This window comes from Wolbachia endosymbiont (group A) of Dendrolimus pini, assembly GCF_964026835.1.
Classification (GTDB): Bacteria; Pseudomonadota; Alphaproteobacteria; order Rickettsiales; family Anaplasmataceae; genus Wolbachia; species Wolbachia pipientis.
In genome coordinates this window covers 567,848-593,882 of sequence record NZ_OZ034702.1, presented here as the reverse complement: position 1 = coordinate 593,882, position 26,035 = coordinate 567,848, and the positions used below count along the sequence as shown (strand labels likewise).

26 protein-coding genes and 2 tRNA genes are annotated in these 26,035 nt (G+C 36.0%); 20 read left to right on the top strand and 8 right to left on the bottom strand.

The genetic code is table 11. The features are described 5' to 3' along the window. Positions 1-11 precede the first annotated feature (11 nt). Positions 12-473, top strand: coding sequence for a heme biosynthesis protein HemY (locus tag AAGD66_RS02855; protein ID WP_341814534.1), 462 nt, complete (start codon positions 12-14; stop codon positions 471-473). 39 nt (positions 474-512) lie between these two features. Next, positions 513-1,187: an ABC transporter ATP-binding protein gene (locus AAGD66_RS02850; RefSeq protein WP_265024438.1), complete on the top strand. Its 675-nt coding sequence runs from the start codon at positions 513-515 to the stop codon at positions 1,185-1,187. Positions 1,188-1,425: 238 nt separating this feature from the next. Here AAGD66_RS02850 and AAGD66_RS02840 read toward each other — a convergent pair whose 3' ends face one another. Beyond that, a complete protein-coding gene (locus AAGD66_RS02840; RefSeq protein ID WP_151808056.1) occupies positions 1,426-2,124 on the bottom strand; it encodes an alpha/beta hydrolase in 699 nt (232 codons plus the stop codon). 155 nt (positions 2,125-2,279) lie between these two features. Between AAGD66_RS02840 and AAGD66_RS02835 the strand changes: the two genes are divergently transcribed. Further along, complete coding sequence (locus AAGD66_RS02835) at positions 2,280-3,416, top strand: cysteine desulfurase family protein (protein ID WP_264724027.1); 1,137 nt, start codon at positions 2,280-2,282, stop codon at positions 3,414-3,416. An 869-nt stretch (positions 3,417-4,285) separates the two neighbouring features. Continuing rightward, positions 4,286-5,023, top strand: a complete 738-nt coding sequence (locus AAGD66_RS02830; RefSeq protein ID WP_265024435.1) for a hypothetical protein — start codon at positions 4,286-4,288, stop codon at positions 5,021-5,023. Between the two features lie 18 nt (positions 5,024-5,041). Here AAGD66_RS02830 and AAGD66_RS02825 read toward each other — a convergent pair whose 3' ends face one another. Continuing rightward, positions 5,042-5,194 carry a hypothetical protein gene (locus AAGD66_RS02825; RefSeq protein ID WP_153296810.1) on the bottom strand — a complete coding sequence of 51 codons (153 nt, stop codon included), beginning with the start codon at positions 5,192-5,194 and terminating at the stop codon, positions 5,042-5,044. Positions 5,195-5,462: 268 nt separating this feature from the next. On the opposite strand from AAGD66_RS02825, the gene tsaD reads away from it, so the two are divergent. Then, a complete protein-coding gene (tsaD, locus tag AAGD66_RS02820) occupies positions 5,463-6,470 on the top strand; it encodes a tRNA (adenosine(37)-N6)-threonylcarbamoyltransferase complex transferase subunit TsaD (protein WP_341814533.1) in 1,008 nt (335 codons plus the stop codon). Between the two features lie 352 nt (positions 6,471-6,822). Here the strand turns inward: tsaD and AAGD66_RS02815 are convergent, their stop codons facing one another. The 3 genes from AAGD66_RS02815 to AAGD66_RS02805 all read right to left on the bottom strand — a co-directional run bounded on the left by AAGD66_RS02815 (position 6,823) and on the right by AAGD66_RS02805 (position 10,185). Beyond that, positions 6,823-7,338, bottom strand: coding sequence for a transposase (locus tag AAGD66_RS02815; RefSeq protein WP_264724031.1), 516 nt, complete (start codon positions 7,336-7,338; stop codon positions 6,823-6,825). Further along, the gene (locus tag AAGD66_RS02810) at positions 7,328-7,579 is read right to left on the bottom strand and encodes a hypothetical protein (RefSeq protein WP_264724032.1); all 252 of its coding nucleotides are present in this window, start codon (positions 7,577-7,579) and stop codon (positions 7,328-7,330) included. Before AAGD66_RS02810 ends, AAGD66_RS02815 begins: the two co-directional genes overlap by 11 nt. Positions 7,580-8,100: 521 nt before the next feature. Further along, positions 8,101-10,185: a hypothetical protein gene (locus AAGD66_RS02805; RefSeq protein ID WP_265041117.1), complete on the bottom strand. Its 2,085-nt coding sequence runs from the start codon at positions 10,183-10,185 to the stop codon at positions 8,101-8,103. 94 nt (positions 10,186-10,279) lie between these two features. Here AAGD66_RS02805 and AAGD66_RS02800 point away from each other — a divergent pair, with 94 nt between their 5' ends. Further along, complete coding sequence (locus tag AAGD66_RS02800) at positions 10,280-11,668, top strand: phosphomannomutase/phosphoglucomutase (protein WP_044471244.1); 1,389 nt, start codon at positions 10,280-10,282, stop codon at positions 11,666-11,668. A 106-nt stretch (positions 11,669-11,774) separates the two neighbouring features. On the opposite strand, the gene AAGD66_RS02795 is transcribed toward AAGD66_RS02800, so the two are convergent. Next, positions 11,775-12,626 (bottom strand): Rpn family recombination-promoting nuclease/putative transposase, encoded by an 852-nt coding sequence (locus tag AAGD66_RS02795; RefSeq protein WP_096616857.1) that lies wholly within the window; start codon positions 12,624-12,626, stop codon positions 11,775-11,777. A gap of 210 nt (positions 12,627-12,836) precedes the next feature. On the opposite strand from AAGD66_RS02795, the gene ppdK reads away from it, so the two are divergent. Beyond that, positions 12,837-15,563 (top strand): pyruvate, phosphate dikinase, encoded by a 2,727-nt coding sequence (gene ppdK, locus AAGD66_RS02790; protein ID WP_264724245.1) that lies wholly within the window; start codon positions 12,837-12,839, stop codon positions 15,561-15,563. An 85-nt stretch (positions 15,564-15,648) separates the two neighbouring features. Here the strand turns inward: ppdK and AAGD66_RS02785 are convergent, their stop codons facing one another. Next, positions 15,649-16,677: a hypothetical protein gene (locus AAGD66_RS02785; protein ID WP_174516021.1), complete on the bottom strand. Its 1,029-nt coding sequence runs from the start codon at positions 16,675-16,677 to the stop codon at positions 15,649-15,651. Between the two features lie 128 nt (positions 16,678-16,805). Between AAGD66_RS02785 and glpX the strand changes: the two genes are divergently transcribed. Further along, positions 16,806-17,732: a class II fructose-bisphosphatase gene (glpX, locus tag AAGD66_RS02780; protein ID WP_155969529.1), complete on the top strand. Its 927-nt coding sequence runs from the start codon at positions 16,806-16,808 to the stop codon at positions 17,730-17,732. A gap of 81 nt (positions 17,733-17,813) precedes the next feature. Further along, on the top strand, positions 17,814-18,893 hold the full coding sequence (locus AAGD66_RS02775; RefSeq protein WP_341810827.1) for a hypothetical protein: 1,080 nt from the start codon (positions 17,814-17,816) through the stop codon (positions 18,891-18,893). Between the two features lie 420 nt (positions 18,894-19,313). Here the strand turns inward: AAGD66_RS02775 and AAGD66_RS02770 are convergent, their stop codons facing one another. After that, positions 19,314-19,667 carry a hypothetical protein gene (locus AAGD66_RS02770; protein ID WP_265024430.1) on the bottom strand — a complete coding sequence of 118 codons (354 nt, stop codon included), beginning with the start codon at positions 19,665-19,667 and terminating at the stop codon, positions 19,314-19,316. A 205-nt stretch (positions 19,668-19,872) separates the two neighbouring features. Here AAGD66_RS02770 and carA point away from each other — a divergent pair, with 205 nt between their 5' ends. From carA to rplV, 11 genes are all read left to right on the top strand, one after another. Then, positions 19,873-21,072 (top strand): glutamine-hydrolyzing carbamoyl-phosphate synthase small subunit, encoded by a 1,200-nt coding sequence (gene carA, locus AAGD66_RS02765; protein WP_010962760.1) that lies wholly within the window; start codon positions 19,873-19,875, stop codon positions 21,070-21,072. Positions 21,073-21,186: 114 nt separating this feature from the next. Next, positions 21,187-21,269: transfer RNA gene (locus tag AAGD66_RS02760), tRNA-Tyr, on the top strand. 4 nt (positions 21,270-21,273) lie between these two features. Continuing rightward, a tRNA-Gly gene (locus AAGD66_RS02755) sits at positions 21,274-21,344 on the top strand. A gap of 78 nt (positions 21,345-21,422) precedes the next feature. Next, entirely contained in the window at positions 21,423-22,595 is a 1,173-nt protein-coding gene (tuf, locus tag AAGD66_RS02750) for an elongation factor Tu (RefSeq protein WP_341814532.1), read from the top strand. A 14-nt stretch (positions 22,596-22,609) separates the two neighbouring features. Further along, the gene (gene rpsJ, locus AAGD66_RS02745) at positions 22,610-22,930 is read left to right on the top strand and encodes a 30S ribosomal protein S10 (protein ID WP_012673184.1); all 321 of its coding nucleotides are present in this window, start codon (positions 22,610-22,612) and stop codon (positions 22,928-22,930) included. Between the two features lie 9 nt (positions 22,931-22,939). Next, a complete protein-coding gene (rplC, locus tag AAGD66_RS02740) occupies positions 22,940-23,662 on the top strand; it encodes a 50S ribosomal protein L3 (protein WP_264724040.1) in 723 nt (240 codons plus the stop codon). A 2-nt stretch (positions 23,663-23,664) separates the two neighbouring features. Next, entirely contained in the window at positions 23,665-24,279 is a 615-nt protein-coding gene (gene rplD, locus AAGD66_RS02735; RefSeq protein ID WP_012673183.1) for a 50S ribosomal protein L4, read from the top strand. Further along, positions 24,276-24,563 (top strand): 50S ribosomal protein L23, encoded by a 288-nt coding sequence (locus AAGD66_RS02730; protein WP_015589144.1) that lies wholly within the window; start codon positions 24,276-24,278, stop codon positions 24,561-24,563. Before rplD ends, AAGD66_RS02730 begins: the two co-directional genes overlap by 4 nt. Before the next feature lies 1 nt (position 24,564). Continuing rightward, a complete protein-coding gene (rplB, locus tag AAGD66_RS02725; protein ID WP_015589143.1) occupies positions 24,565-25,389 on the top strand; it encodes a 50S ribosomal protein L2 in 825 nt (274 codons plus the stop codon). Between the two features lie 3 nt (positions 25,390-25,392). Continuing rightward, positions 25,393-25,677 (top strand): 30S ribosomal protein S19, encoded by a 285-nt coding sequence (rpsS, locus tag AAGD66_RS02720; RefSeq protein WP_006279181.1) that lies wholly within the window; start codon positions 25,393-25,395, stop codon positions 25,675-25,677. Between the two features lie 5 nt (positions 25,678-25,682). Further along, positions 25,683-26,030: a 50S ribosomal protein L22 gene (gene rplV, locus AAGD66_RS02715; RefSeq protein WP_007549821.1), complete on the top strand. Its 348-nt coding sequence runs from the start codon at positions 25,683-25,685 to the stop codon at positions 26,028-26,030. The last annotated feature ends 5 nt before the right edge of the window (positions 26,031-26,035 follow it).

The window sequence follows — 26,035 nt, the reverse complement described above, 5'->3', positions numbered from 1 at the left end:
CGGTGGTTACTATGTCAACAAATTACAACATCAACTTAACTGATAATGCACTAAAAAAAATCCACTCTCTTGCAGAGCAGGAAGGGGATAAGAGTTCCATTTTACGGGTTGAAGTTTCAGGTGGTGGATGTTCTGGCTTCAAATACAATTTTCTTATGGATCAAATGAATAAAAATCTATCTTTGGATGATGAAGACGATGATTACGATGATGAGTTTGATGACGAAGACGAAGATGATGACTATGAAGAAAGTGAGGACTATAGAAGCCATTCCAGTTTTAGCGAAAAAGGTAAAGATATAGTAATTAATGATGAAAATGGAAACCCTGTATTAATGGTTGATAATTGTTCAGCAAAATTTTTAAATAACTCAGTTATAGATTATACTGAGGATCTCAGTGGTTCTGGTTTTCAAATAAAGAATGCCTTTGCTAAGTCTCAATGTGGTTGTGGTAACAGTTTTTCGGTTTAATTATTACTAAAACTTAGATGCCTTCTGGATCTTTTAAACATGGGTGGTAATGTACCACTAGAACTAACTTCCGTAGATAAAAGCTTCAAGAACAATTCTGCTGTTGTAAAGGATATCAACTTAAGTGTCACAAGAGGGCAAGTAGTAGCGCTGATTGGCGATTCAGGTGCAGGGAAAACAACTATATTGCAAATCGCAGGCTTGTTGGACAAGCCAACTTCAGGTATAGTTACGATAGATGGAATAAATTGCACACAAGCCAGTAATAAGCATAAAACTCATGTAAGAAGAAATTTTCTTAGTTTTGTTTATCAATTTCACTATTTGTTACAAGAGTTATCGGTGTTGGAAAATATTATGCTTCCTCAACTCATTGCAGGAAAAAGCAAAGCTGAAGCAAAAAAAAATTCGCAAGCAATGTTGGAAAAATTTGGTCTGGAAAACAAAGCAAGTAGCATGGTATCTGAAGTTTCGGGTGGGGAAAGGCAGAGAGTTGCAATTGCAAGAAGCATTGTAAATTCTCCAAAGCTTTTACTTGCAGATGAGCCAACAGGAAATTTAGATCCAACAAATTCTTTTAAGGTGTTTTTACTGCTACATTCGTACGTAAAGGAAAATAACAGCTCTATGCTTATAGTAACGCACAATCATCTCCTTGCAGAAAAGGCAGACTGCATTTTCCAATTGAGAGATCGATCATTAGTGAAGTTGTGAATAGGAAAAATAGCACAATTTCTATGCCTTATACTTATCTAACCAATGATCATTAACAGAGTACAACTCGCATGAAATGCTTTCATTGCTTTTTATACACGGACTTTTTAACTTACGCTGTTTACTTAGGGAACACCCCGATAACATAAACACAGCTAAAACAAAAAATAATAGCTTTTTAAACATAACAAAACCTTTTCATTTATATTACTACACTCATTTCTCTTGTTTGTAAAGATTAGGCATATTCTTTTACCCTTACCTCTTTTTTGACCTTTTGAAAAGAAATAGTTGCACTATTCAAGCGCAGTTTTATATAATTGTCCACGATTTGAGTCACTTCCTCTTCTTTATCCTTTAGAAAGTGATTAGTATCATCTATTATATGGTATTTCATGTGATCACTTCTTACTGAATTTATCAACCTTTTTGCTAATTCTGTTACATCGCTTTCTTCTGAGATTGTATCATTACTGCTTTGTATTATAAGCCCAGAAACTGGACAGGGAGAAAGAAAAGAAAAATCGTACTTAGTTACCGGAAGAGAAAGAGCAATAAAACCCACTATCTCAGGGCGGCGCATTGTTAGCTGCATAGCCACCCATGCTCCAAAAGAAAAACCAGCGATCCAAATTGGAACATTGCTAGGATTATGTTCCTGAAGCCAATCAATGGCTACCGCAGCGTCAGTTAATTCTCCTATACCCTTATCAAAAGTTCCGGTAGATTTTCCCACACCACGAAAGTTAATCTTCAATGCAGAAAAATTGTTATCGATAAAAGACGTATATGTACTATGTACAATTTTACTATCCATATTACCACCATATTGAGGATGATGATGTAAAACCAGCACAACCGGCGCGTTGGCATCTTTGCTTTGGTGGTATTCACCTTCTATCTTTCTTGTTGCATTATTCAAAAAAACTTCAACCATGGTAACCCCTAATAAGAACCCGCTTGACAGGTATTAATGACGTGAGTTATTAATTATGTATTAATTTCGCTGTTTTTGCAATAAATTTTTTATCGTGTTAAAGCTAACGTACATAGTTATGGCTATAGTTGATGGTAAACTTATTTAAGTGACAGATGAGTCCATTCTCTTTAGAAAATAGTGGTTGCGTATATGCTGATTACAATGCAACTGCTCCAATTAGTGAAAATGTAAAAAAAAGTATATTTGAGGTCTTGTTAAAACAAACGCTCAATCCATCATCACTACATAAAAGAGGACAAGAAGCGAGGAAGATTCTTCAGGATGCAAGAGATAACGTACGTGGTGCTATTGGCGTCTCAAGTGATAAAGAAATAGTTTTTACGTCTGGTGCAACTGAAGCGAATAACCTTGTTATGAGAGGAATAGCAGGCTACCTGCATATAATTTCAGCTATAGAGCATCCTTCAATTCTTAATTCTGCATGTAATCCATATATAATACCTGTTAATCAGGAGGGCATTGTTGACTTTTTAGAGCTAGAAAAAATTCTAAGCGAACTTAAAGGAAACAAAGCAATAGTTTCAGTTATGATGGCAAATAACGAAACCGGAGTTATTCAACCTATTGAGGAAATAGCTGAAATAGCCCACAAATTTGGAGCAATTTGCCACACTGACACTGCTCAAAGTGTTGGGAAAATTAAAGTTAATATGGAAGATTTAGGAGTGGATTTACTCACTTTATCCGCCCATAAATTTGGCGGTGTAGCAGGCAGTGGAGTTTTAATATTCAATAAAGAACTTGCGATAGAACCTATTATAATAGGTGGTGGACAAGAGAAGGGATTTCGTGGTGGTACGGAAAATATTGTTGCGATTGCAGGCCTTTCTGCTGCACTGCAAAATATTCCAGATCTTCTATCAAAAATGGATGAAGTAAAGGAGCTACGCGATCAATTAGAGTGTGAATTATTAAATCTTGTCAGTGACATAAGAATCTTCGGTAAAAACTCTAAGAGGCTGCCAAACACAAGTTTTATTTATATGCCAGGAGTAAAGAGTGATGTGCAGCTCATGCATTTTGACTTGAATTATATTGCAGTTAGTAATGGCTCCGCATGTTCTTCTGGAAAAGTTGAGCCTTCCCATGTTTTGCTTGCAATGGGGGCAACAAAAGAGCAAGCAGAGTGTTCAATTAGAATCAGTATAGGTCCAGAAACTAAACCACAAGACATAAAAAAAATAGTGGATTGTTGGTATAATATCTACAAGCAGAACACCTTGGTATAGATAATACGTGATATCATGCAGGGAGCTATAAATTAGATGTAAAAAATTCCTTTACAAGTTTCGCCAGCCCCCTTATCATAACAGTGAAGCTATTTATTTATCTTCGCAATCTGTGCAGGTTAATGACAAAAAACTTAGGGTATTTGGCGTCTCATGTTTAATTTTTCGCACTACGTGCATCGCATGTCTTTAAAAATTTCTGGGTTTTTACCTATATAAGCCGAAACGCGCTTACAAAGCGTTTAAGACAGCAAAAAACGTCAAATTGACAAGGGAGAATTTGAATGCTAGCTACTACGGGGTTTCTTTGCCTTTTTTCGTGCTTAGTAAATTTCTTAAACACTTGCGGTGTAGGTTAGTTGCAAGTTAAAAGCAGCTAAATCGCTCTTAATCAAGCGTTTTAGAATAAAAAAAACGCCGATATTTTAGTACATAGTAAATAGCCAACCACCATGGGGCTTCTTTTGCCTTTTTTTTATTTAGTAAATTTCTTAAATATTTATGGCTAAAGCAATTTAAGAGACCGAAAATGGTGTCATTTCAGTGCCCCTGTAATGTCATCCCAGTGCCCTGACTACTTGGATCCAGGAATTTTATTAAGTTGGTGAGCATAAAAATAGCTGTTTTACGTTAAAATACAATGTTTTGATGATTATGGAAAGGCTGGATTCCAGTGCCAAGCACTGGAATGACATCCTCCCTTATGAAAATTGCTCTCAAATCACAATGTTCGTACAGCTATGGAATGAATCGCGGTATGACGGTTATCAGTAAACATGAATTACTTTAGCTATGCAATCAGGCTTCCTAAAAACACTTTGTAGCCAATCAATTCTTGAGTATAAAAAGAATTCCTTTAATAATAAGGTATGCTAATCAGGAATTTAATAAAACAAGCAACTCAAGTAGGAAGCAGTGAAAATGCAATACGGTATGTCGAATATCTCTATCAATTTGAGAAGTTCAGGAACACATTAAACCTCACTTTATCACTAATAAAGCAAAACAGGCTCTCATTTGAAATATACCAAGAGGGATTAGTGGATATGGAAGAGGGAGTGTGTAAGACAATCAGGTCTTCTGGTGTAAATAGATATGTTATTGTGCTAAGAAGGTCAAACCCATATATTATAGTGCATGAACTTTCACATATGGTTGAAAATGAACTGAACTTAAGTTTAGAACAGGAATTTCTCCATAAAGTTTATCAAGATATTGAGCAGAACTTAAAGCAGTCAAATATTCTTGTGCAGAAAATTATCGGCCAAGTCATATTTAAGGAGATACAGGCTTATCAAACTGCAAAATCACGCGCATCTGAATTATTTGCACGCTATTTTGAGCTATTTGCTTGGGCGCAGGAGGTTTACCCTAAAGATAAAGAATACTTAATCCGCACTCAAGATTTAAACAAAGTTTTTCTTGCTACTGACCAATGGAAAAAGAGCTACCTGGATCCACAAATAATGGAGAGAGTAGATAAAGAAATCAAGGAATACAGCAATAAAACTGTCTTTAAAGATGTAACCAAAGTGCAAAGCAGTTGGACTAACAAATTTTCTCCTGGGGGCAAAAAAATTAGCTCTATATTTGGAGATGATGATTAGCTTATAGTGCAGGTTTTCCTACGTCATACCGCCGCGAACCGTCATACCGCGATTCATTCTTTTGGTGTACGAACATTGCAATTTGCAGGTAATTTGAGTAGTAGATGGTGTCATTCCAGTGCTTGACACTGGAATCCAGGAATTTGGATTGGGCACTAAGTTGGTAAGCATAAAAGTGGCTGATCTTATGTTAAAACATAACGTTCTTGATGAGATTACGGCAAGGCTGGATTCCAGTGTCAAGCACTGGAATGACACCATTTGCTGTGCAGTTTACCTTTAAGAATGAATGTTCGTACAGTTGTGCGCGGTATCTCATCAGCTAACACGTAGCGGAATGACGGTTGTTGGTAAATCTTTTAGCTATAGAAGTTAACTTTGCAGTTAACTTCTACAGCGTTTCAAAGTATAGTTTTGGTAATACAGTAACTAAATATACATGAAAACCATTTTAGCTGTTGAAACAAGCTGCGACGAAACTGCAGTAGCGATTGTAAATAGTGACAAGCAAGTCCTTGCTCACGAAATTCTCTCCCAAGCAGAACACAAAAAACGTGGTGGGGTGATCCCTGAAATAGCTTCACGTGCTCATATGAAGCATTTAAGTGGTCTAATAAAAAGCGCCGTGGAAAAATCTAACCTTAACTTTTATGACCTCAATGCAATTGCAGCAACATCAGGACCAGGACTCATAGGTGGATTAATAGTTGGTACAATGATGGCTAAAGCAATTGCGCATGTAGCACAAAAACCGTTCATTGCAGTGAATCACTTAGAAGCGCATGCATTGGTTATTAGGTTACTGCATGAGGTAAAATTTCCATTTTTAGTCCTATTAATATCAGGTGGTCACTGTCAATTTTTAATTGCACAGGATGTAGGCAAATACGTTAAACTTGGAGAAACGCTTGATGACTCGCTGGGTGAAGCGTTCGATAAAGTTGCTAAGATGCTGGGTTTAAGCTACCCAGGAGGCCCATTAATTGAAAAGTTGGCTAAAAAAGGCAATGGCACAAGATTCAAACTGCCAAGGGCAATGATAAAACGTTCTGGATGTAACTTTTCGTTTTCTGGAATTAAAACAGCAGTAAAAAACTTAGTGCAAGAACTGAAAATGAGCGAGCAAGATGTGTGTGATGTATGTGCTTCGTTTCAAGAGTGTATTAGTGACATACTGCTGGACAGGGTTAGTAATGCGATTATTATGGCCGAATCTTTAAATATCAAAATCAATGACTTTGTGATTACCGGCGGAGTTGCAGCAAATAATTTCTTGAGAGAAAAATTAAAACAACACATAAACTTAAACATATTTTTTCCTCCCAACAACCTATGTACAGATAATGCAATAATGGTTGGATGGGCAGGAATTGAAATGTTACAGAAAAGCTATATAGATTCTCTCAATTTTGCACCAAGACCTAAGTGGGAGTTAGAGAGTTATTAAAAGCTCTCAATTCTGAATTATAGCTAAAGTGACTTAGGTTCTCTAATTGCACATAAGTCAACAATAATTTTCACACAAATCAAAACAGCATATCTTCTCCATAATCCTTGGTAATTCCACGTAAGTTAAAAGTAGCATATGGTTCTCTCCGCGGTCTGAGATGACAATAAACTTGTCAAGCCGCATTATACTTGTTAGGCGGAAGTGGACGGTAACATGTTTACCACGAAGTCTAACTAAGTTCTTGCTTGTCCCTTCCATCGGCATTGCTATCTTTATTTTCAATAAAATTATTGTCCTATGCTCTTTTGATGTTTATTGATAATAAAATTCTGTTTTATCAACCAACATCCTATGCATAATTACAGCTAATTTTCTTGCTACTGCTACAATTGCTTTTTTCATTCCTTTTTTCTTCGCAACTCCAGTTTTTTAATTTAAATGTCCTCTTGGTAACTGTAAGCATTGTTTGTGCAGCTTCATATAACATACTTCTACATTCCGCTGGTCCCATCTTTGATATGCTGCCATGCCGATCAACTTCTCCAGAAGAATATTGCCTTGGTGTCAACCCTATATATGCTCCAACTGTATCAGATTTCTCAAACCTATGTGGGTTATCAATTGCAGCTTTATACGTCATTGCTACTATAATCCCCACTCCTGGAACAGTAGTTAACAATTTACAATCATCGTCTTTTTCACCTTGTTCTGAAAGCATTTTGTCAAGCTTTCTTAATGACTTTTCTATTGCTTCCAAACTACAAACTAACGCTTCAATTGAACTCCTACTGATTTCATCCAAATTATTTATTGCCTCTTGTATTCTTAAAGCGAAAGTTTCAAATTTTGATCCTTTATCGACCATGTATCTTCAACAACCCTCTTATTGTTCCAATAACCTGCTGTTTGCTACACATTAGCTGTCTTCTGCTTCCAAGCGCTATTTTAATTTGACAACTGATTTTACTAACACTTCTCATCATCTGCACTATACCCCTCGCATCGTTTTTATCATTCTTATTGATTCTTTCAGACAACGCTGCTGCCATATGTCTTGCATCTACACAAATTACTGGTAATCCAAAACTCCTTAACTCTTTGCACATTGATATTGACAGCTGTCCACTTTCTATTCCTATGGATTCGTATTTTTTGCCTTGGCTAATCTGCTATTGCCTTACTTTCGCTTGCAACAACTTCTTCCTTAACAACTTTTCCTTTCTCATCAACGATACTTATAAAAGTTTCTTTTAATGAGATCGCTATAATATTTCATGACCTACTGTAAAAGTTTAAATTATTTTTGAAGAACCAATTCATTGAATTTGTTACTTCGTACTAAAATAATGGAGTATGTCTCTCCATCATTCAATAGCAATTACAGTATGTTTAGCTATAATTTGAAAAACAAAAATTCGTCATTCCGCTACTAGTTAGCGGGATCTAGAGATACCGCGGCGGCATGACGTAGGATTGCTGTCATCCCGCTGCTTGTTAGCGGCTAAGAGATACTGTGAATAAATCACGGTATGACGGTTAAGTATCCCGCTACGTGTTAGCGGCTGAGATAACGCGAATAAATCGCGGGATGATGTGTTGCTTGGGTCAGCTATAGAAGCAAAACTCATCATTTTGAAAGAGGAGGAGATTTTTCCGGACCCTCAGCGGAGATTGATTTTGGATCTGATAATTCTGTATTTACCTTGATTGGCTCTAATGGAGTTTTCTGCTCTTCTGGTTTATCGTCTGGAATTGGAACAGGCCAATCCATAATGTTTTGCGGTATAACTTCTGCTTCTTTAGCTTCTTTTTGACCTGTTGAAGATGATGCATCAACGCCTGCATTTTTGGTAACTTCTTGTTTTAGTTGTTTATTTTCTTCTTGCAGTTGCTTTAAATTTTTCTTTAACTCGTCAATCTCTCTTATTTTTTGTTTTAATTGTTCAGATATAGTTAGTTTGTCTCTAGTCAATTTTTTGTTTTCTTGTCTTAACCCACTAGCTATTCTGCTTGAGTTGTTGTTTACAGCTTGTATACCTTGGTCTTGCTGCTGCATGCTTGTTCCTCTACTTTCATATTCAACTTCAGTTTGAGTTGCCTGACCTTTTTCCTGCTGTAATATGTTCTGCAGTTGCTCTAGACTCTCTTTGACAGATGCCAGCTCTTCCTGTGTACACGTTAACATCCCTTCCTTTTCCTTAAGTTGATATTGAAGTTTTTCTATTTCCCTCTTCGTATTTTCTTCGCTTAGCTCATCTGCAAGTGATTTTCCAGGTTCAAGTTGTCGAATTTCCCTCTCTAAATCTTCCTTTTCTCTCTGTAATTCATTTAATTCTTTAGACAATTGGTTCGCCGTTTCAGCCAATGTATTGTTTTCCTTTTTTGTTTCCATTAACTGTTCTGCCAACTGCTTTTTATGATCATCGTTTAAACCTTCCACTATTTTCTTCAGGTCATTCTCCAAATTTGCATTCTTTTCCTTTAGTACAGTTAAATTAGCTTCACTTTGCTTCAATTTTCTCTGTAATTCTTTATTTGCCTCATTTGTTTCACCTTCCTTATCTTTCAACTGATCATTTAAGTTCTTTATTACATCATTTTTATCCTGTAGTTCTTCCTCTTGTTCCTTTATTCTTTGACCTCTTTCAAATATCGCTCGCTGTTGTTCATTGACTTTATCTCTCAAGGAGTCACGTTCTAATCTTAGATCCTCAAGCTGCTTTGCCTGCACTGCAAAATATTTAGCAAATGTTTCTTTTTCTTCCTCTAATTCCTCAACTTCATCTTTTAATCCTTCTTGCTCATACTCTTCTTCATCACCAGACATATCATCCTCAAATATTTCATCTTCATCACTAAATTCACTGCTGGTGGATATAGAACTTCTACGTGAAGAAGGTGTGCTAGGAGAGGAATACCCACTGCTGCTTGGTGTAGGTGACTGTGGTGATATATGTAGATCTTTTGTAAATATTTCCTCTGCTGGTACTTGCTGATCGTCTACACTCTTGGATATGCCAGTAAAAGCTTGATACAGAGTTTTTCCGTTGATAAAAACTTCTTTATTTTGTCCAACTAACTTTAATACTTCTTCTGAACTCGTTATTCCTCCAAATTTTGGTTCACCAATAACACTCTGTATACCACCAGAATCCAATTTTACGGTCATGCTACAGTCTATGCTGTTACCTTCAGAATCCTTAGCCTGCCAATTAATGGTCATTTCACATGAGCTTGAACCAGTAAAATCATAGTGCCTTTCGCTGCCTTTTTTGGTTGCAGTTATTTGACTATCTTTCCCTAAAGATATGTTATAAACCTTACCTTCACTGCTAGCTCTTAAAATATTGCTAATTTCTATTGGTTTTTCTTCATTTTCAAATCTAATTTTGAAGTCATCATCTTTTGTTGAATACGCTAAGAAATTTTGATTTGGTAAAGATGCTTCAAATTCTCTATGTGTTTCATTTATTGATTGCTCAAATTTTTGGAACTCCTTTTCCCACTTTAAATTTATCTGTCCTGTAATGTTCTCATCTTTGCGTAAAGGGCCAATAAAATACCAGATTAAATTTTTTTCCTCCAATTGTTTTATAGTCTCTTGAAAGCTGCTACAAGATTCAATCACATCTAAAATATCCTTTTTCTGCTGTTCATCTACATCTAAACTTTGACTTTCAGCTATAAATACATTTTCGTTTTCCTGTGGCATAATTTTACATTTTAAAAAATATACTATAATATTAACAGATTTCTTTAAAAAGTCAACTAATTGTTGGATAAATAAACTTGAGCATTTGGCCAAAATGTTATATAGTAGTCACTTCAAGAAGTACAGTATGGACAATACCATTATAAGAAAATACGATATTAGAGGTATAATAGGCAAAGACTTGCAGATTAATGATGGGTACGAGATAGGTAGAAAGTTTGGCCAAACCGTAGCTAGTGTTTGTGTCGGCTACGATAGCAGAATAGATTCACCAGGTATAGAAAGAGAATTAATTAGGGGCTTAACTTTATCCGGTGCAAATGTTATACGCGTTGGACTATGCTCTTCACCTATGCTTTACGCTGCAACACAAATCACACAGGCGGATCTTGGTATCATAATAACTGCCTCTCATAACCCCAGCGAATATAATGGCTTTAAATTTTTTAGTAATAAAAAAGTCTTCTCAGATCAAGAAATGAAGGAAATTATAAGCAGTCCAATTAAAAACAGCACAAGAATTGGAAGCTTAATTAACATAAATATATATAGTGAGTACATTAGCATATTGAAAAGTGCAGTGAAGAATAATACTACACAGAAATTAAAAATAGCCTGGGATTGTGGAAATAGTCCAGCAAGTGGAATTATAAGGTATATTGAAAAGATCTTGCCTGGTCATACGCACATCGTAACCAATAACTCTATAGATGGGGCATTTCCACTGCATGATCCAGATCCCATAGAGGAAAAAAATCTTGCTCAATTAATTGACATTGTGAAGGAATATGGATGTGATCTTGGCATTGCGCTAGATGGCGATAGCGATAGGGTGCGCTTAATTGATAATAAAGGCAACGTTGTTTCCAATGACCATTTATTTATAATTTTTGCACGTGAAGTGTTGGAGGAATATCCAGAAAGCAAAGTTATTGCTAACGTAAAAATGAGTATGAAAGTGCATGATTTTGTTAGCAAGTTAGGAGGGCAAGTTATCACCTGTGCTACTGGACATTCACTAGTTAAGAAGAAGATGGTAGAGGAAGAGGCAAAGTTTGCTGGTGAATTAAGCGGGCACTTCTTCTTTTCTGAGCTAAGTTTTGATGATGGGCTATATTCTGCTGTTAAAGCAGTTGACATTTTGCTTAAGAAAAACCAAAGCCTATCTCAGGTGATTGAGGATTTACCGAAGTTATATATCACTCATGAAGTGAAGATTGTAGTGAAAGATGAGAAAAAGTTTCAAATAATTGAGTCAATAAAGAAAACACTGGAGCAGCAAAATATTGTATTTTCAGATCTTGATGGTGTTAAGGTAACCGATAATAAAGGTTGGTGGCTTCTTAGGGTATCAAATACGCAAAACTGCATTACAGCAAGATGCGAAGGAGAGACTTTAGAGGGTTTTGAACTTACTAAAAAGGTTTTGTTCCATTACATTGATGAAGCAAGGTCTTTAAATTGTAGCTACTCACAGAAATAAATTTGATTTATAAAATTGACATGAAAGTATAAAGATAAATAGGCTAAATGTACTTATCATCTGGTCAGGCTGCAGCATTATTTCGTGTAACCGTTTGCGGGTCCACTTAATTCTGCAATTCTTTGATCTCACTCATGGAGAGGCCAGTAAACTTAACAATAGTGGTGACATCAACATTATTAGCTAGCATTGTTTTTGCAACTTCAATTTTTCCTTCCTTTTTAGCATCATCAAGTTTTTGTTCAAGAACAGCCCGTTCATCACGAATACGTTTTATTTCCTGTTCGTAGGCAATAAATTCTTTCTCTGACCAGTTGAATCTATTTAGTTCTTCATATGCCTTTTTAATTATTACATCACTACCTATTATCTTTTCCAATTCTTCTTCGCTAGTTTCATCTGCATATTTAAAATAATAGATCCATTTTTCAACTATACTCTCCAATTGGTCTTCTTTAGTTTTAGGAAATTTTGGTAACTCAATAAATGTAAAATAAAAATCTTTTAAATCATGTTCATAGCTATCTTTGTCTAACATTACATGATCTGACTTATACTCAGATTTATTAGGAAAGAGAATACAATCAGCAATAGCTATAAAAATGATTTCTTTAAGATCCTGATATTGATCACCTTTATCAGCTTGCCTTGAATAAGCTTTAGCAGCGTAATATTGAGCGCGTTTTTCAAAGCCTTTAGTTTTGGCAACTTGCATTTCGACTATTACTTGCACCCCATTTTCATCCCTGCAAAGAACATCAACGATACTTTGTTTTTTAGAGGCAATTTCAGCATCTTGAATAGTGCTGAGGAATTCTATTTCTTTTATTTCATCTTTGCCAGTGAACCCCAAAATATCATTGAGAAAGTGAATGAGGATGTCTTTATTTTTTTCAGTACCAAAAATACGCCGGAACGCAACATCATTCTTGGGGTCGAGAAATTTAGAAAGAGCCATAAAAAAATTTTTAAATGTATCTTTATATTATATATTCTTATTGATAATAATTCAATAATTTGTCATCTTTTTTGTTAACTTTACTGATGTTGCCAGAAGGAACGTTGTTGCCAAATTTTGTAAAATTTATTATCCTAAGGTTTCAAGTTCTCACAGGTTTATTGGAGCTATATGTACAATGTGTTTATCAGTGAAAATCCGGAGAAAATGATGGGGGAAAAGTTAATACATTACTTTAGCCAGGGTAAATGCGAAGGCAATGCAGAAATGAAAAATCTGCTGGGAGGAAAGGGGGCAAATTTAGCAGAAATGTGCAATGTTGGCATTCCTGTTCCACCTGGTTTCACAATTTCCACCTCTGCTTGCAAAGTCTATTATCAAGACAATAGATCTTCTGTTATCCAAGTAGCTGACTACTCGGATCCAGAAAAAAATGTGGTCACGCACTGGAATGACATATGTAGTGGAATTAAAAACTACATGACGATGCTCGAAAATGACATCGGTTGTAAATTTGGGGATTTAAATAATCCCTTATTAGTTTCAATACGCTCTGGTAGTGTTAGTTCAATGCCGGGCATGCTTGATACTATTTTAAATGTTGGTCTAAATGATGAAACCGTTGTTGGGCTTGCAAAAAAAAGTGGCGAACGTTTTGCTTACGATAGCTACTGCCGTTTCATCATGATGTACTCCAATGTTGTACTACAGCTTGATCATCACCTATTTCAAGATGTTGTTGATAATAAGCAGCAAAAGAGTGGAGCAAAAAGCTTAGCTGATCTTGATGTTGATGTTTTAAAAGAAATTGTTAACAATTTCAAAAGGATAGTACATGAAAAAATAGGAAAACATTTTCCGCAGAACGTTGAAAAGCAATTGCTCAGCTCAGTGAATGCAGTATTTGCTTCTTGGAAAAATGATAGGGCTGTTTCCTATAGAAAAATACATAATATTCCTGAAAACCTTGGAACAGCGGTCAACGTGCAAGCAATGGTTTTTGGTAATTTAAATGATAATTCTGCAACTGGTGTGATATTTACACGAAATCCTTCAACTGGAGAAAAAAAATACTTTGGTGAATTTCTGATTAATGCTCAGGGTGAGGATGTGGTTTCTGGTGTTTATACTCCTATGCCAATTGACGGAGAGCAAAAAAACACCATGGAGAAGTTGCTGCCAAGTGTCTACCGAGAATTATGTGTGGTATGTGAAAAACTTGAAAGGCATTATAAAGACATGCAGGATATCGAATTTACTGTACAGGACGGTAAATTATGGATTTTGCAGACTAGGTCTGGCAAGCGCACGGCTGAAGCTGCTATTCGCATAATAGTTGATATGGTAAACGAAGGAACGATTACAAAAGAAGAAGGAATATTGAGAATTGATCCAAAAACCTTTGACAATTTATTGCATCCAGTTCTTGACGTTGAGAGTGACCAAAAAGTAATAGGGAAGGGGCTACCTGCTTCTCCAGGTGTTGCTTCTGGATATGTAGTGTTTAGTGCAAGTGATGCTGAAAAAGCTGCAGAGCAGGGTAAAAAAGTGATTTTAGTAAGGTCAGAAACGAGTCCTGAAGATATTAATGGAATGAATGCTGCAAGCGGCATAGTAACAGCACGGGGAGGGATGACCTCGCATGCTGCTGTTGTAACCCGTGGAATGGGTAAGCCATGCATTTGCAGTGTAAGTGGACTTTATATCGATAAAGATGGAATTTTCTTTTCTGTAGGGGATACAAAAGTAAATAAAGGTGAACCAATTACCATCAACGGAGGAACAGGGGAGGTTATGCTTGGCATTCTTCCTACAATTTCGCCTGAATTATCGCAAGAATTCAAAACGATAATCAACTGGATAGATGAAATCAAAACGATCAAAGTGAGAGCGAACGCTGATACTCCAAAAGATGCAAAAATTGCAAAAGAATTCGGTGCAGAAGGTATAGGCTTATGTCGCACAGAACATATGTTTTTCGCTAGTGATAGAATCGAATTCATTCAAAAATTGATAATAGCTGACGATGAAAATGAAAGGGCAAATGCGCTCATTAAACTAGAAGAAATGCAAAAGTCTGATTTCAAAGAAATATTTTCTATTATGGAGGGCAAGGAAGTCACTATACGGTTGCTTGATCCACCTTTGCATGAATTTTTACCCAATGATCAGTCTACTATAGAAAAAATTGCCAAATCACTTAGTAAGTCAGTTGAGTCAGTAAAAAATAAAATAGCACAGTTATCAGAAAAGAACCCAATGCTTGGCCATCGAGGTTGTAGACTTGCTATTTCTCATCCTGAAATATATAGCATGCAGATTAGGGCAATACTTAGTGCTGCAAGTGAATTAAAGAAAGAAAAGAAGATAGAAGTGGAACCTGAAATCATGATTCCTTTTATCATGAGTGAGAAAGAGTTTGTTCTGATATGCGAGCTAGCAAAGAAAGAATCCTCTGTCATCTCACAGATGCAGATTCCAGCGTCACGCGCTGGAATGACATCAGACAAGGCGTACTCAATTGGAACGATGATAGAACTACCAAGAGCAGCACTGATTGCTGATAAGTTAGCAAAACATGCAGAGTTTTTTAGTTTTGGCACTAATGATTTAACGCAAACAACCATGGGACTTTCAAGAGATGATTCAGTTAATTTCCTCGATTCTTATAAGGAAAGCAACATATTTGACAATGATCCATTTGAAGTGCTGGACATCGAAGGGGTAGGGGAGTTAATCAAGATAGCCATTGAAAGAGGCAAAAAAACCCGAAAAGAAATAAAACTGGGTATATGTGGAGAGCATGGAGCAGATCCAAAATCTATAGAGTTTCTCATCGAATCAGGGGTAGATTATGTTTCATGCTCACCCTATAGAGTACCGGTTGCAAAGTTAGTGGCAGCACAGTTTAGTGTTAGATCTAAATTTGCTAGGTAAGTATAGTGGCAGTGTTGGCTACTCATATGGTTTGAGCCCACCAGAGGGTGTCATTCCAGCGCGTGACGCTGGAATCTAGTTTTTATTATGACCTTCTGGATCCCAGTGTCTGGGCACTGGGATGACATCCTGTTACACGTTCAACTTCATTCTCTCTCATCTCCCTATAACTTGGTAATGTAGAATTTTTTACATGCAACCCGGTATATATTGCAATCAAAGCAGCTATGACACTGCAAACTACTGCACCAGCTACAAATGGAACCATCACAGCAGCAGTAATGAATAATCCTGTAATAACAACTCCAACAACATCTTTTGTCAATGAGGTGTAAAAATCCTTTTTGCTCTCTTTATATTTAGTTTCTTGTTCATTTGGCATAGAAAATTGAGAATTTGTGAAGACATTTTTATTATTATCACAATCTGATATAGTAGTTTTGCCGGTATTTGTTTCTATTGTTAATACAGGCGTTTCATTTTCGTTACTATGACCTGGCTGATCATTAACACTACTTGACACAGGTTGGTTAGCATTTGCTTCTGTTACTATAGGAGGTGCTGGTACTATATTTTCTTCTACATTGGATGTTTCTGGTGTAATAAAATTTAATAGTATCTGAGTAATTTCTTCAACTTGTGTAGTTTGTTCTTTATCCATGGCCACCTTTAAAGCCTTTTGCATGTTTTCATCATTTACATGACCTAACAATAATTTAACTCCCTGGACATACTTTTGAGTAACAGCACAGAGCAAAGCGTTAAATTTTTCTTCTTCATTAAACTTACCACTATCCAGGAGTATTCTTACAACATCAGCTTGCTTAGTCGTTATAGCTTCGCTCAATCCAGCTTTTACATGTTTGAATTGACCAGTATTGCCTTCAGTTTTCAACTCTGTGAGTAATTTAATAATGTGTAGAAATATAGCACGATCATTGGTGTTGTCTGTAATATTAGGTCCCTTTGAATTAACAATATGCCCAAGTAAAGTATAATGATATTTATTTGTTTTTTTTATGTTTATCCTATTTTCTTTGAGCTTCTCACTAAACTCCTCAGCAGTTATATTAGGATTGTTAGTTACAATTTCCTTTATCTTTTCATAAGTCATGTCAAATTTTACCACTATTACTATCTAATTTATTATAGCAACTTTCCCAAAACCAGTCAAGGCATATTGCAGTTTCAAGCAGCATGATATATCATGATACATATTGAATATAGTTCTTAAAGCAAATGATGGAAGATTTAGCCTATAAATTAGTTAAAGTGACCGAAGCTGCAGCACTTGCTGCATATAAACTAGCAGGCTTCGGCGATGAAAAAAAGGCTGATCAGGTTGCAGTTGATGCAATGCGTACAGTATTAAATTCAATGGAAATAAATGGTACTATCGTAATTGGTGAAGGTGAGAGAGATGAAGCGCCGATGCTATATATTGGCGAGAAGGTTGGCACTGGAAATGGTCCTGAAATCGACATTGCCGTTGACCCACTTGAGGGCACTACGATTTGTGCTCATTACAAACCAGGGGCAATGTCTGTTCTTGCTGCAACGAAAAAAGGTAATTTTTTACATGCACCTGATGTTTATATGGAAAAAATAGCGGTAGGAAAAAATCTTCCAGAGGGTGTAGTCTCACTAAAAAATAGCATTGAAAAGAATCTAGACAATTTAGCCAAGGCAAAAAAGTGCAAAGTGAATGATCTCGTGGTAACTGTACTTAAACGTGAAAGGCATAGTGAATTAATAGAGAAAATCAGGAAATTAGGAGCAAAAATTAAACTAATAGATGATGGTGATGTTGCGGCCATAGTTTCACTAGTAAATGGCAATCATGATATGTATATCGGTATAGGAGGAGCACCAGAGGGAGTGCTTGCGGCTGCAGCGCTAAGCTCTATCGACGGACAGATGGAGGGAAGATTAGTACTTGATACGGATCAGTTAAGAGAAAGAGCAAAAAATTTAAATATTGATGACCCAGAAAAAGTCTACGCCGTAAAAGATATGGCAAGAGGTGAATCAGTGTTCATTGCAACTGGAGTAACAAGCGGAGAACTTGTGGATGGAGTTAAATTGAATCATAATACCTATTCAACTAATTCTTTAATAATTCTGCCTAATAGGCTGATAAAGCTGCAAACAATGCAGAACTTATGTTAGCTTTTTTAGTTTCTAATTTTAGCTTTACAACATTTAGCATTAAGATATAATCAAGTTTACTTATAACAATAGAGGTGTGAAATGTTTTCTAGTATTATAAATCTATTTAATGGTTTGTACAAAAATTCGAGTACCAAGGAAAGTGAAGAAAAGTTGACTCTTCTATCTCCTCAAGCAAATCTTCAATTCGATGAGACTCAGGTACAAAGTGTGCTCTCAGATTTTGAGGAATTGGAGTTTAAGGATAATAAGTGTGAAGATTCTTCTGATTTCGTAAATTATAATAACGGTTGGCCGGCAGATCCATTTGACAAGATAGCAAATTATTATCGAGAGGATGATATTTTCCTTTTCAATTATGTGGTATTGAGTAAGCGAAAAGAAATAATGGGTATATTGGATAAGAAGCTTACTTCTAAAGATCAGGAGGAGTTAAAAGAAAATTTTAAAAAGAGGTTGGGTAGATATCTTATTCGAATTGGTGAAGGAATGAGCGATGGACAAGAATTTCTAAAAACTGGTAGTGCAATTGCTTTCTTTGATGGGTGTTATGTGCCATGTCCATATGCAAACCGTCTTCTTAATCATTATGACCATCTTAATATCAACATTACTAAACCTGAACAAAGTTTAGAAACCAGTCGTCTTTTCACTGAAAAAACTAAAAGAATGGAAGAAGAGAAAAGCGAGGTAAAAAGAGCAAAAATATACAGCAATGGTGAAAGAATAGTAACAATTGAGAAGAATGAGAAACAACAGAGGAACTACTCCTTTACAAAATTTGCAATATGTGACATCGAAATTAGTTGGGGTGCAAAAGATGAATCTGGAAAAGACCTTAACTGTACTGTTGTTCTAAATATAAATTTAGGTCAAGTTAGTATTAAAAAATCAACTATTGACGGTAAAGATGTTGAACCAAAGAAAATTTTAGAGTTAGCTAAGCAAAACGAGGCTGTGCTTATAAAAGGTAAAGCTTTACATGAAGTTTTAGCAGCACATTTCATTAAGCAAACACCATGTGAGGAAAAGAAGGATATGCAATCGCACGAGAATATCGTTGTACCTGGTTCCGGTGCACCTCGCTCTATTAATGAGGAAATAACTGTAGAGCATCCGTTCGGGAAAGCGGCAAATAAAGATAATCATAGAGAAATGTGAGTTTACAACAAATGGTGCCATGAAAGTAGCTGATACATAACTGTACGAACGTTTGTTTGCGAAGAAATGTTATAGCAGGTTTTGCCTCAAACACAAAGGTGTCATTCCAGTGCTTGACACTGGAATCCAGCCCTTTTACGCAGTCCCATTAAAAACGTTGTATTTTAACGTAGGATTAGCTACTTTTATACTCACCAATTTAATCTCTAATCAAAATTCCTGGATCCCAGTGTCTGGGCACTGGGATGACATCCTCCCTAGTGGATTCAAATCACAATATTCGTATAGTAAGCACTGACCACTTTTGCTTCAATATTTGCGATGCCCCTGAACAGATACAATTATTCTATTATCAGGAGGATGCCATTAATCGCTTTATATAATGCTACTTGTAACACTTATGCCCTGAACGGAGACAGTTTAGGCTGTTATGCCTGGCGGCTTTGTTGGAATAAGTTTTTCAACACTGCTAACAATAAAATTGATTGTATCGTCAGCTACCTTATCGAATTTATCATTTATCTCTTTTCCTATTTCTTGATTTTTAACATATTCGTGTAGAGCTAAAGCAGTTATAGCTGCACATGCTGCAATTAAGCCAGTTTGTGCTATAATGAATAGTGATAATCCTCCTACGAATATAGATGTTAATCCAATAGCCAGGTTTATAATTTTACTTTGTGTTGGTAGCATCATTACAAATAATAGCGCGCCAATTCCTCCAGCTAACCACTTCTCATTTATTTTTTTTGATTGATTTGTACCAGTGTTCATTATTACCCTCCACTTTACTTATGATTTACCTATATCTAATACGAAATATGAAGGTAGTCAACTATATATTTTATATGAAAGATTGTATTAAAAGTTTTTCATGTTATTTTTTGCTGCTTCGTGGTTAAATTTGGAATTTTAGAAAGAGTTACGTATTATTTGAAATTCTTGTATACTGTTTTGAATCAGTTAAATAGATAATGAAGTGCAGGACGCAGTTTTAATTTTACAAGATGGCAAGTGCTTTTGGGGAAAATCAGTAGGTAAAAAAGGCAAGTGCATAGGCGAGGTTTGTTTTACCACTGGTATGACCGGTTATCAGCATACTATAACTGATCCTTCTTTTGCCGATCAAATTATAACGTTCACTTTTCCTCATATTGGTAACATTGGAATAAACCATAAAGATAATGAAGGAAAGAAAATTTTTGCAAGTGGTGTGGTTATGCGTGAACTTTCTTCTATGTCCCACCCTTCTTCATATATCAGTTTAAATGATTGGTTAGAGAAAAATAACGTGATTGGGATATCAGGAGTTGATACTAGAGCTTTAACAAGACATTTGAGAGAACATGGATCTCAAAATGGAATGATATGCTCATCGAGTAAGGCGCATGCATTAGACAAATTGAAGGAATACAAACCTGTAAATGGGATAGAAATAACTAATAAGGTTAGTTTAAATAACAGTTTTGAAAATAATAGACTAGCGGAGCACTTTGTCATCCAAGTAGCTGACTACTCGGATCCAGCAAAAAATATATGGATTCCAGTGTCACGCACTGGAATGACATCAGATAGAGCTATTGACCTTAATGCAAAATATAGGATTGTAATCGTTGATTTTGGCGTAAAAATCAGTATAGTTTCACGCTTAATAGAACTTGGTTGTACAGTTGAATTAATCAGACCAAGCACAGGTTTTGCTCAAAAAGTGTTGAGTATGAATCCAGATGGTATAGTGCTTTCAAATGGTCCTGGTGATCCGCAAGAAATAGGAGAAAGTGTAGTTTCAGAAATAGACATTATTATAAAATCTAAAATACCAATTTTTGGCATATGCATGGGCCATCAATTACTTGCGATTACTTTGGGGGCAAAGACCATCAAGATGGATATAGGTCACCGAGGGAGTAACCATCCAGTTTATGATGTAATTAGTGGAAAAGTTGAGATCACTAGCCAAAATCATGGTTTTGTTGTTGATTCAGCTTCTCTTCCAAGTAATGTTGAAATTACTCACATTTCTCTATTTGATAATAGTGTAGAGGGAATAATGATGAAGGATTACCTAGTCTTTTCTGTGCAATATCATCCAGAAGAAGCGCCAGGTACGCATGATTCGCATTATTTGTTTAGGCGTTTTATTGGCAATATTGTGTTATATAAAATGAAATCTGCATGATTTTAATCAGGGTAGGTTTTATTGCTTGATTTTTTAATTTTAGGCGTTTAGTATTAAATACAATAAGAGCTTAAGTTAAGATGCTAAAATAGTATTCTCTTAACAAATTTTTGCGGAGGAGTGACCGAGTGGTTAAAGGTAACAGACTGTAAATCTGTCCGCGTGAGCGTACGTAGGTTCGAATCCTACCTCCTCCATTGTGCGGGTATAGCTCAATGGTAGAGCTCTAGCCTTCCAAGCTAGTGACGTGGGTTCGATTCCCACTATCCGCTCTTTTTTTTGTTGTATTTTTATAAAATCAACATATTATTTATTGATGTATTTGTATTTTAGGTAGAAAAGTTTAAATTATGACAGCAATAGTGGAAGCATTTGGAAAGCCGCATGTAAATGTGGGAACAATAGGACATGTGGATCATGGGAAGACGACGTTAACAGCGGCGATAACGAAGCATTATGGAAATTTTGTAGCGTACGATCAGATAGATAAAGCGCCAGAAGAAAGGAAGAGGGGGATAACGATAGCAACAGCGCATGTTGAGTATCAGACGGAAAAAAGGCATTATGCACACGTTGATTGTCCTGGACACGCTGACTATGTAAAGAACATGGTAGTAGGTGCAGCACAGATGGATGCGGCGATATTGGTAGTGTCGGGGGTTGATGGGCCAATGCCACAAACGAGAGAGCATATATTGCTGGCGAAGCAGGTAGGTGTTGGATATATCGTGGTGTATATAAATAAAGCTGATGTTGCTGATGCTGATATGATAGATTTAGTAGAAATGGAAGTGAGGGAATTACTGAGTAAATACGGATTTCCAGGGGATGAAGTGCCTGTGGTGGTTGGTTCAGCGCTCAAGGCGCTGGAGGATGACAGCAGCGAATATGGAAAGAAATCAATAGACAAATTGATGGAAAAGTTAGATGAATATGTAGCGGTTCCACCAAGGCCTGTGGATTTACCATTTTTATTGCCAATCGAAGATGTATTTTCGATATCGGGGCGAGGAACAGTGGTAACAGGAAGAATAGAGAAGGGAGAGATAAAGACGGGAGAAGAGATAGAGATAATAGGTCTGAAAGCGACGCAAAAGACGATATGCACAGGTGTAGAAATGTTTAAGAAGTTGCTGGATAAGGGAAGTGCAGGACTCAATGTAGGAATATTGTTAAGAGGAACAAAAAGAGAAGAAGTAGAGAGAGGGCAAGTATTGGCAAAACCGGGGACGATAACGCCGCATAGAAAGTTTAAGGCGGAGGTTTATATATTAAAGAAAGAGGAAGGAGGAAGGCATACACCATTTTTTGCGAATTACCAGCCACAGTTTTATTTAAGGACAACGGATGTAACTGGGAGCATAAAATTGCTAGATGGGAAGGAGATGGTAATGCCAGGAGATAATGTGAGTGTAGAAGTAGAATTGCAAGTACCGATAGCAATGGATAAGGGATTGCGTTTTGCGATAAGAGAAGGCGGTAGAACTGTTGGTTCTGGTGTTGTTTCTGAAATTTTGGAGTGAGTGTAGTAACTAAGATGAAGCAAGATATATATATTAACATTAAGGCTTTCGATTGTTCTTTATTGGAGGAGTGTGTTCGAAAATTTGTTGATGAATTAAAGCGGTCCAGTGCAAAATTATCTGGTCCGATTGCGTTGCCAAGGAAAGATTCTAAATTTATTGTTAATAGATCTCCTCACGTTGATAAAAAATCTCGTGAACAGTTTGAAATGAGAACTTCTAGGCGTTTGATTGTTTTACATGATCTTACTCCTACTATGATGCAGATGCTTACAGGTTTATCTTTTTCTGCTGGCGTAGAAGTGGATTTAAAAGTCAAGGAAGTTAAGGTTTAGGAGAAGGAAATGAAGAGAATAAATTCGCTGAGGAGAATTGGTTTACTAATGATGAATATTGGTCATACTGCTATGTATTCTGACAATAGTCGCATGGCTGTAACTTTATTGCATCTCAGCAAAACTTATATTATTGATATAAAAGGACAAGATAAATGTGGCTATAATTCAGTCATTTTAGGCACAGGAGATTTTAAAAATATAGCAAAACCTCAGTTGGAATATTTAAAGAAAAAGGGTATAAATAATAAATGTAAGTTATACGAAAGTAGATTAAATGACCTGTCGGGAATAGAATGTGGTAAAAAAGTGGGAATCAATCATTTTGTGGTTGGTCAATATCTTGATATTACGGGTTATTCTATAGGTAAAGGATTTGCTGGTGTGATGAAGCGGCATAATTTCAGTGGGCTTAGGGCATCTCATGGTGTTTCTATTGCTCACAGATCACAAGGTTCCACTGGCCAATGTCAGGATCCTGGTAGAGTATTCAAAGGAAAGAAAATGGCTGGTCATTTAGGTAACAGCAGGATAACTGCACAAAATATGAAGATATTATCCATTGATCATGAAAATAGTATAATTGCTGTGAAGGGTAATAATGTTCCTGGGTTTAAAAATTCCTATGTTTTTGTAAGAGATGCAGTTAAAAAATCTTTACATAAAGATGTTCTTTTTCCGGTAGGTTTACTGTTAGATGTAAATGATGATGCTAGTAATTTGGTAAGTTAGTTATGGAATGTAATTTAGTTAATCTATCTAATGATAATGTAGGTACTGCTCAGCTCAATCCTTTGATATTTTCTGCTAAGCAAAAATTGAGTATTTTGCATGATATAGTGAGATGGCAATTAGCGAAGAGAAGAGCTGGTACTCATAAAACAAAAGGTATTAGTGATGTCTCTGGTACAACAGCTAAACCTTATGGTCAAAAACGTACCGGTAGGGCAAGACAAGGGAGCTTGCGATCTCCTCAATTTAGAGGTGGTGGGATTATTTTCGGCCCTGTTGTGAGGAGTCATACTTATTCTCTTAATAAGAAGGTACGCAAATTTGGTTTAAAAATTGCTTTATCTCTAAAGTATTTAAATAATCAAGTAATTATTCTGGATAATTTAAATATTGATGTGAAGAAAACGTCTGAAATGTGTAAATGTATTAAAAATTTTAAATTTTCTTCCTTTTTGATAGTTGGTGATTATGGAGATGATTTGTTGCGTGCGGCTAAAAACTTGCACTATGTAGACTTAATCAAACCTATTGGGTTAAATGTTTTTGATATATTGAATCACGAATGCGTGATGTTGACAAAGGATACTTTAAAGCATCTTGAAGGTAGATTGTTATGATCAAATATAATAATATAATAAAATCTCCTATAATTACAGAAAAGGCCTCTTTTTTGAGGGAGAAGTTTAATAAATATTCTTTGTATGTTTTTGTAAATGTAAATAAGCGTCAAATAAAGTTGGCAATAGAGTCTCTATTTGATGTTAAAATTTCTTCTATAAATGTTGTTAGAATTAAGCCTAAATATAGGCGTTTTAGGGGTGTGATTGGTTGTGAAAAACAGAAAAAGAAAGTTTATTTTTCTTTGATGGATGGTCAAAAATTAGATATAATGAGCGTTTAGTATGGGTATGAAATTTTTTAATCCTGTTACTCCGTCTTCTCGTGGGACTGTGTTAGTAAGTAAAGTTGGTTTATCAAAAGATGAGCCAGAAAAGTCTCTTACATCCGGTAAAAAGTCCAGTGGTGGAAGAAATAATCATGGTAGAATTACAACTCGTCATAGGGGTGGTGGTCACAAAAAGAAGTATAGAGTGATAGATTTTAAGCGTAATAGAAGTGGTCAAGGTATAGTTGAAAAAATAGAGTATGACCCAAATAGAAGTGGGTTTTTGGCGTTAATATCATATAAGGAAGATGATATTAAGTCTTATATATTAGCTCCTCAAGGTATGAAGCCAGGTGATGTTGTTACAGCTGGGAATGATGCTGATATTTTGCCAGGGAATTGTTTACTACTCAAGCATATACCTGTTGGTTCTTTCGTTCATAATGTTGAGCTGAAGCCAGGTAATGGTGCTGCGATTGCTAGAGCTGCTGGTTGTTATGCACAAATCGTTGGTCGTGATGGCCAATATGTTTTATTACGACTCAGGTCTGGTCAAATTAGGTTGATTTTATCTTCTTGCAAGGCTACTATTGGTGTAGTATCTAACCCTGACCATAAGAATAGAAAGTTGGGTAAAGCTGGGAGAAGTAGGTGGCTTGGGATTAGACCTACTGTACGTGGAGTTGCAATGAATCCGGTTGACCATCCTCATGGAGGCGGGGAAGGAAAAACCTCTGGTGGTCGTCATCCTGTTACTCCTTGGGGTGTTGCAACAAAAGGAAAGAAAACTCGAAGGAGAAATAAATCTAGTGATAAGTATATAAAACAATTGAAAGGTTAGTTTATGAGTAGATCTGCATGGAAGCCTCCTTTTTGTCATCCTTCTATATTAAAGTCGGTGAATAATGCTTTAAACAAGGGGTTTGTTAACATGGCTATAAAAGTTCATTCCAGGGCTTCTGTAATTCTTCCTAATTGTTTAGGTTTAAAGTTTGCTGTTTATAATGGTAAGGATTACATTCCTGTGAATGTTAATGATCAGAATATGATAGGTCATAAGTTTGGTGAGTTTTCACCCACTCGTAAATTTACTGGGCATAGTGGTGATAAAAAGGCGACAAGAAGGTAATTGATATGAAAAACAGAGATGTAATAGTTAAAGCTGGTTCTAGGGTTTTAAAATCAACTCCTCGTAAATTGAATTTGGTTGCTGGTTTAGTACGTAATAAAAAAGTTTCTTTTGCCACTGTGCAATTAAGATTTTGTGAAAAGAAAGCTGCAGGTCTTATAAGGAAGGTATTAAATTCTGCGATTGCTAATGCTCAAAATTATGGATTGGATATCGATAATTTATATATAAAAGAAATTTTAATAGGTAAGTCTCTTACTTTGCGTAGGGTATGTCCAAAAGCTATGGGTAGAGCTAATAGAGTTAGTAAACGTTATAGTAATATAACTGTAAAATTGGGGGAAATTATATGATTCAT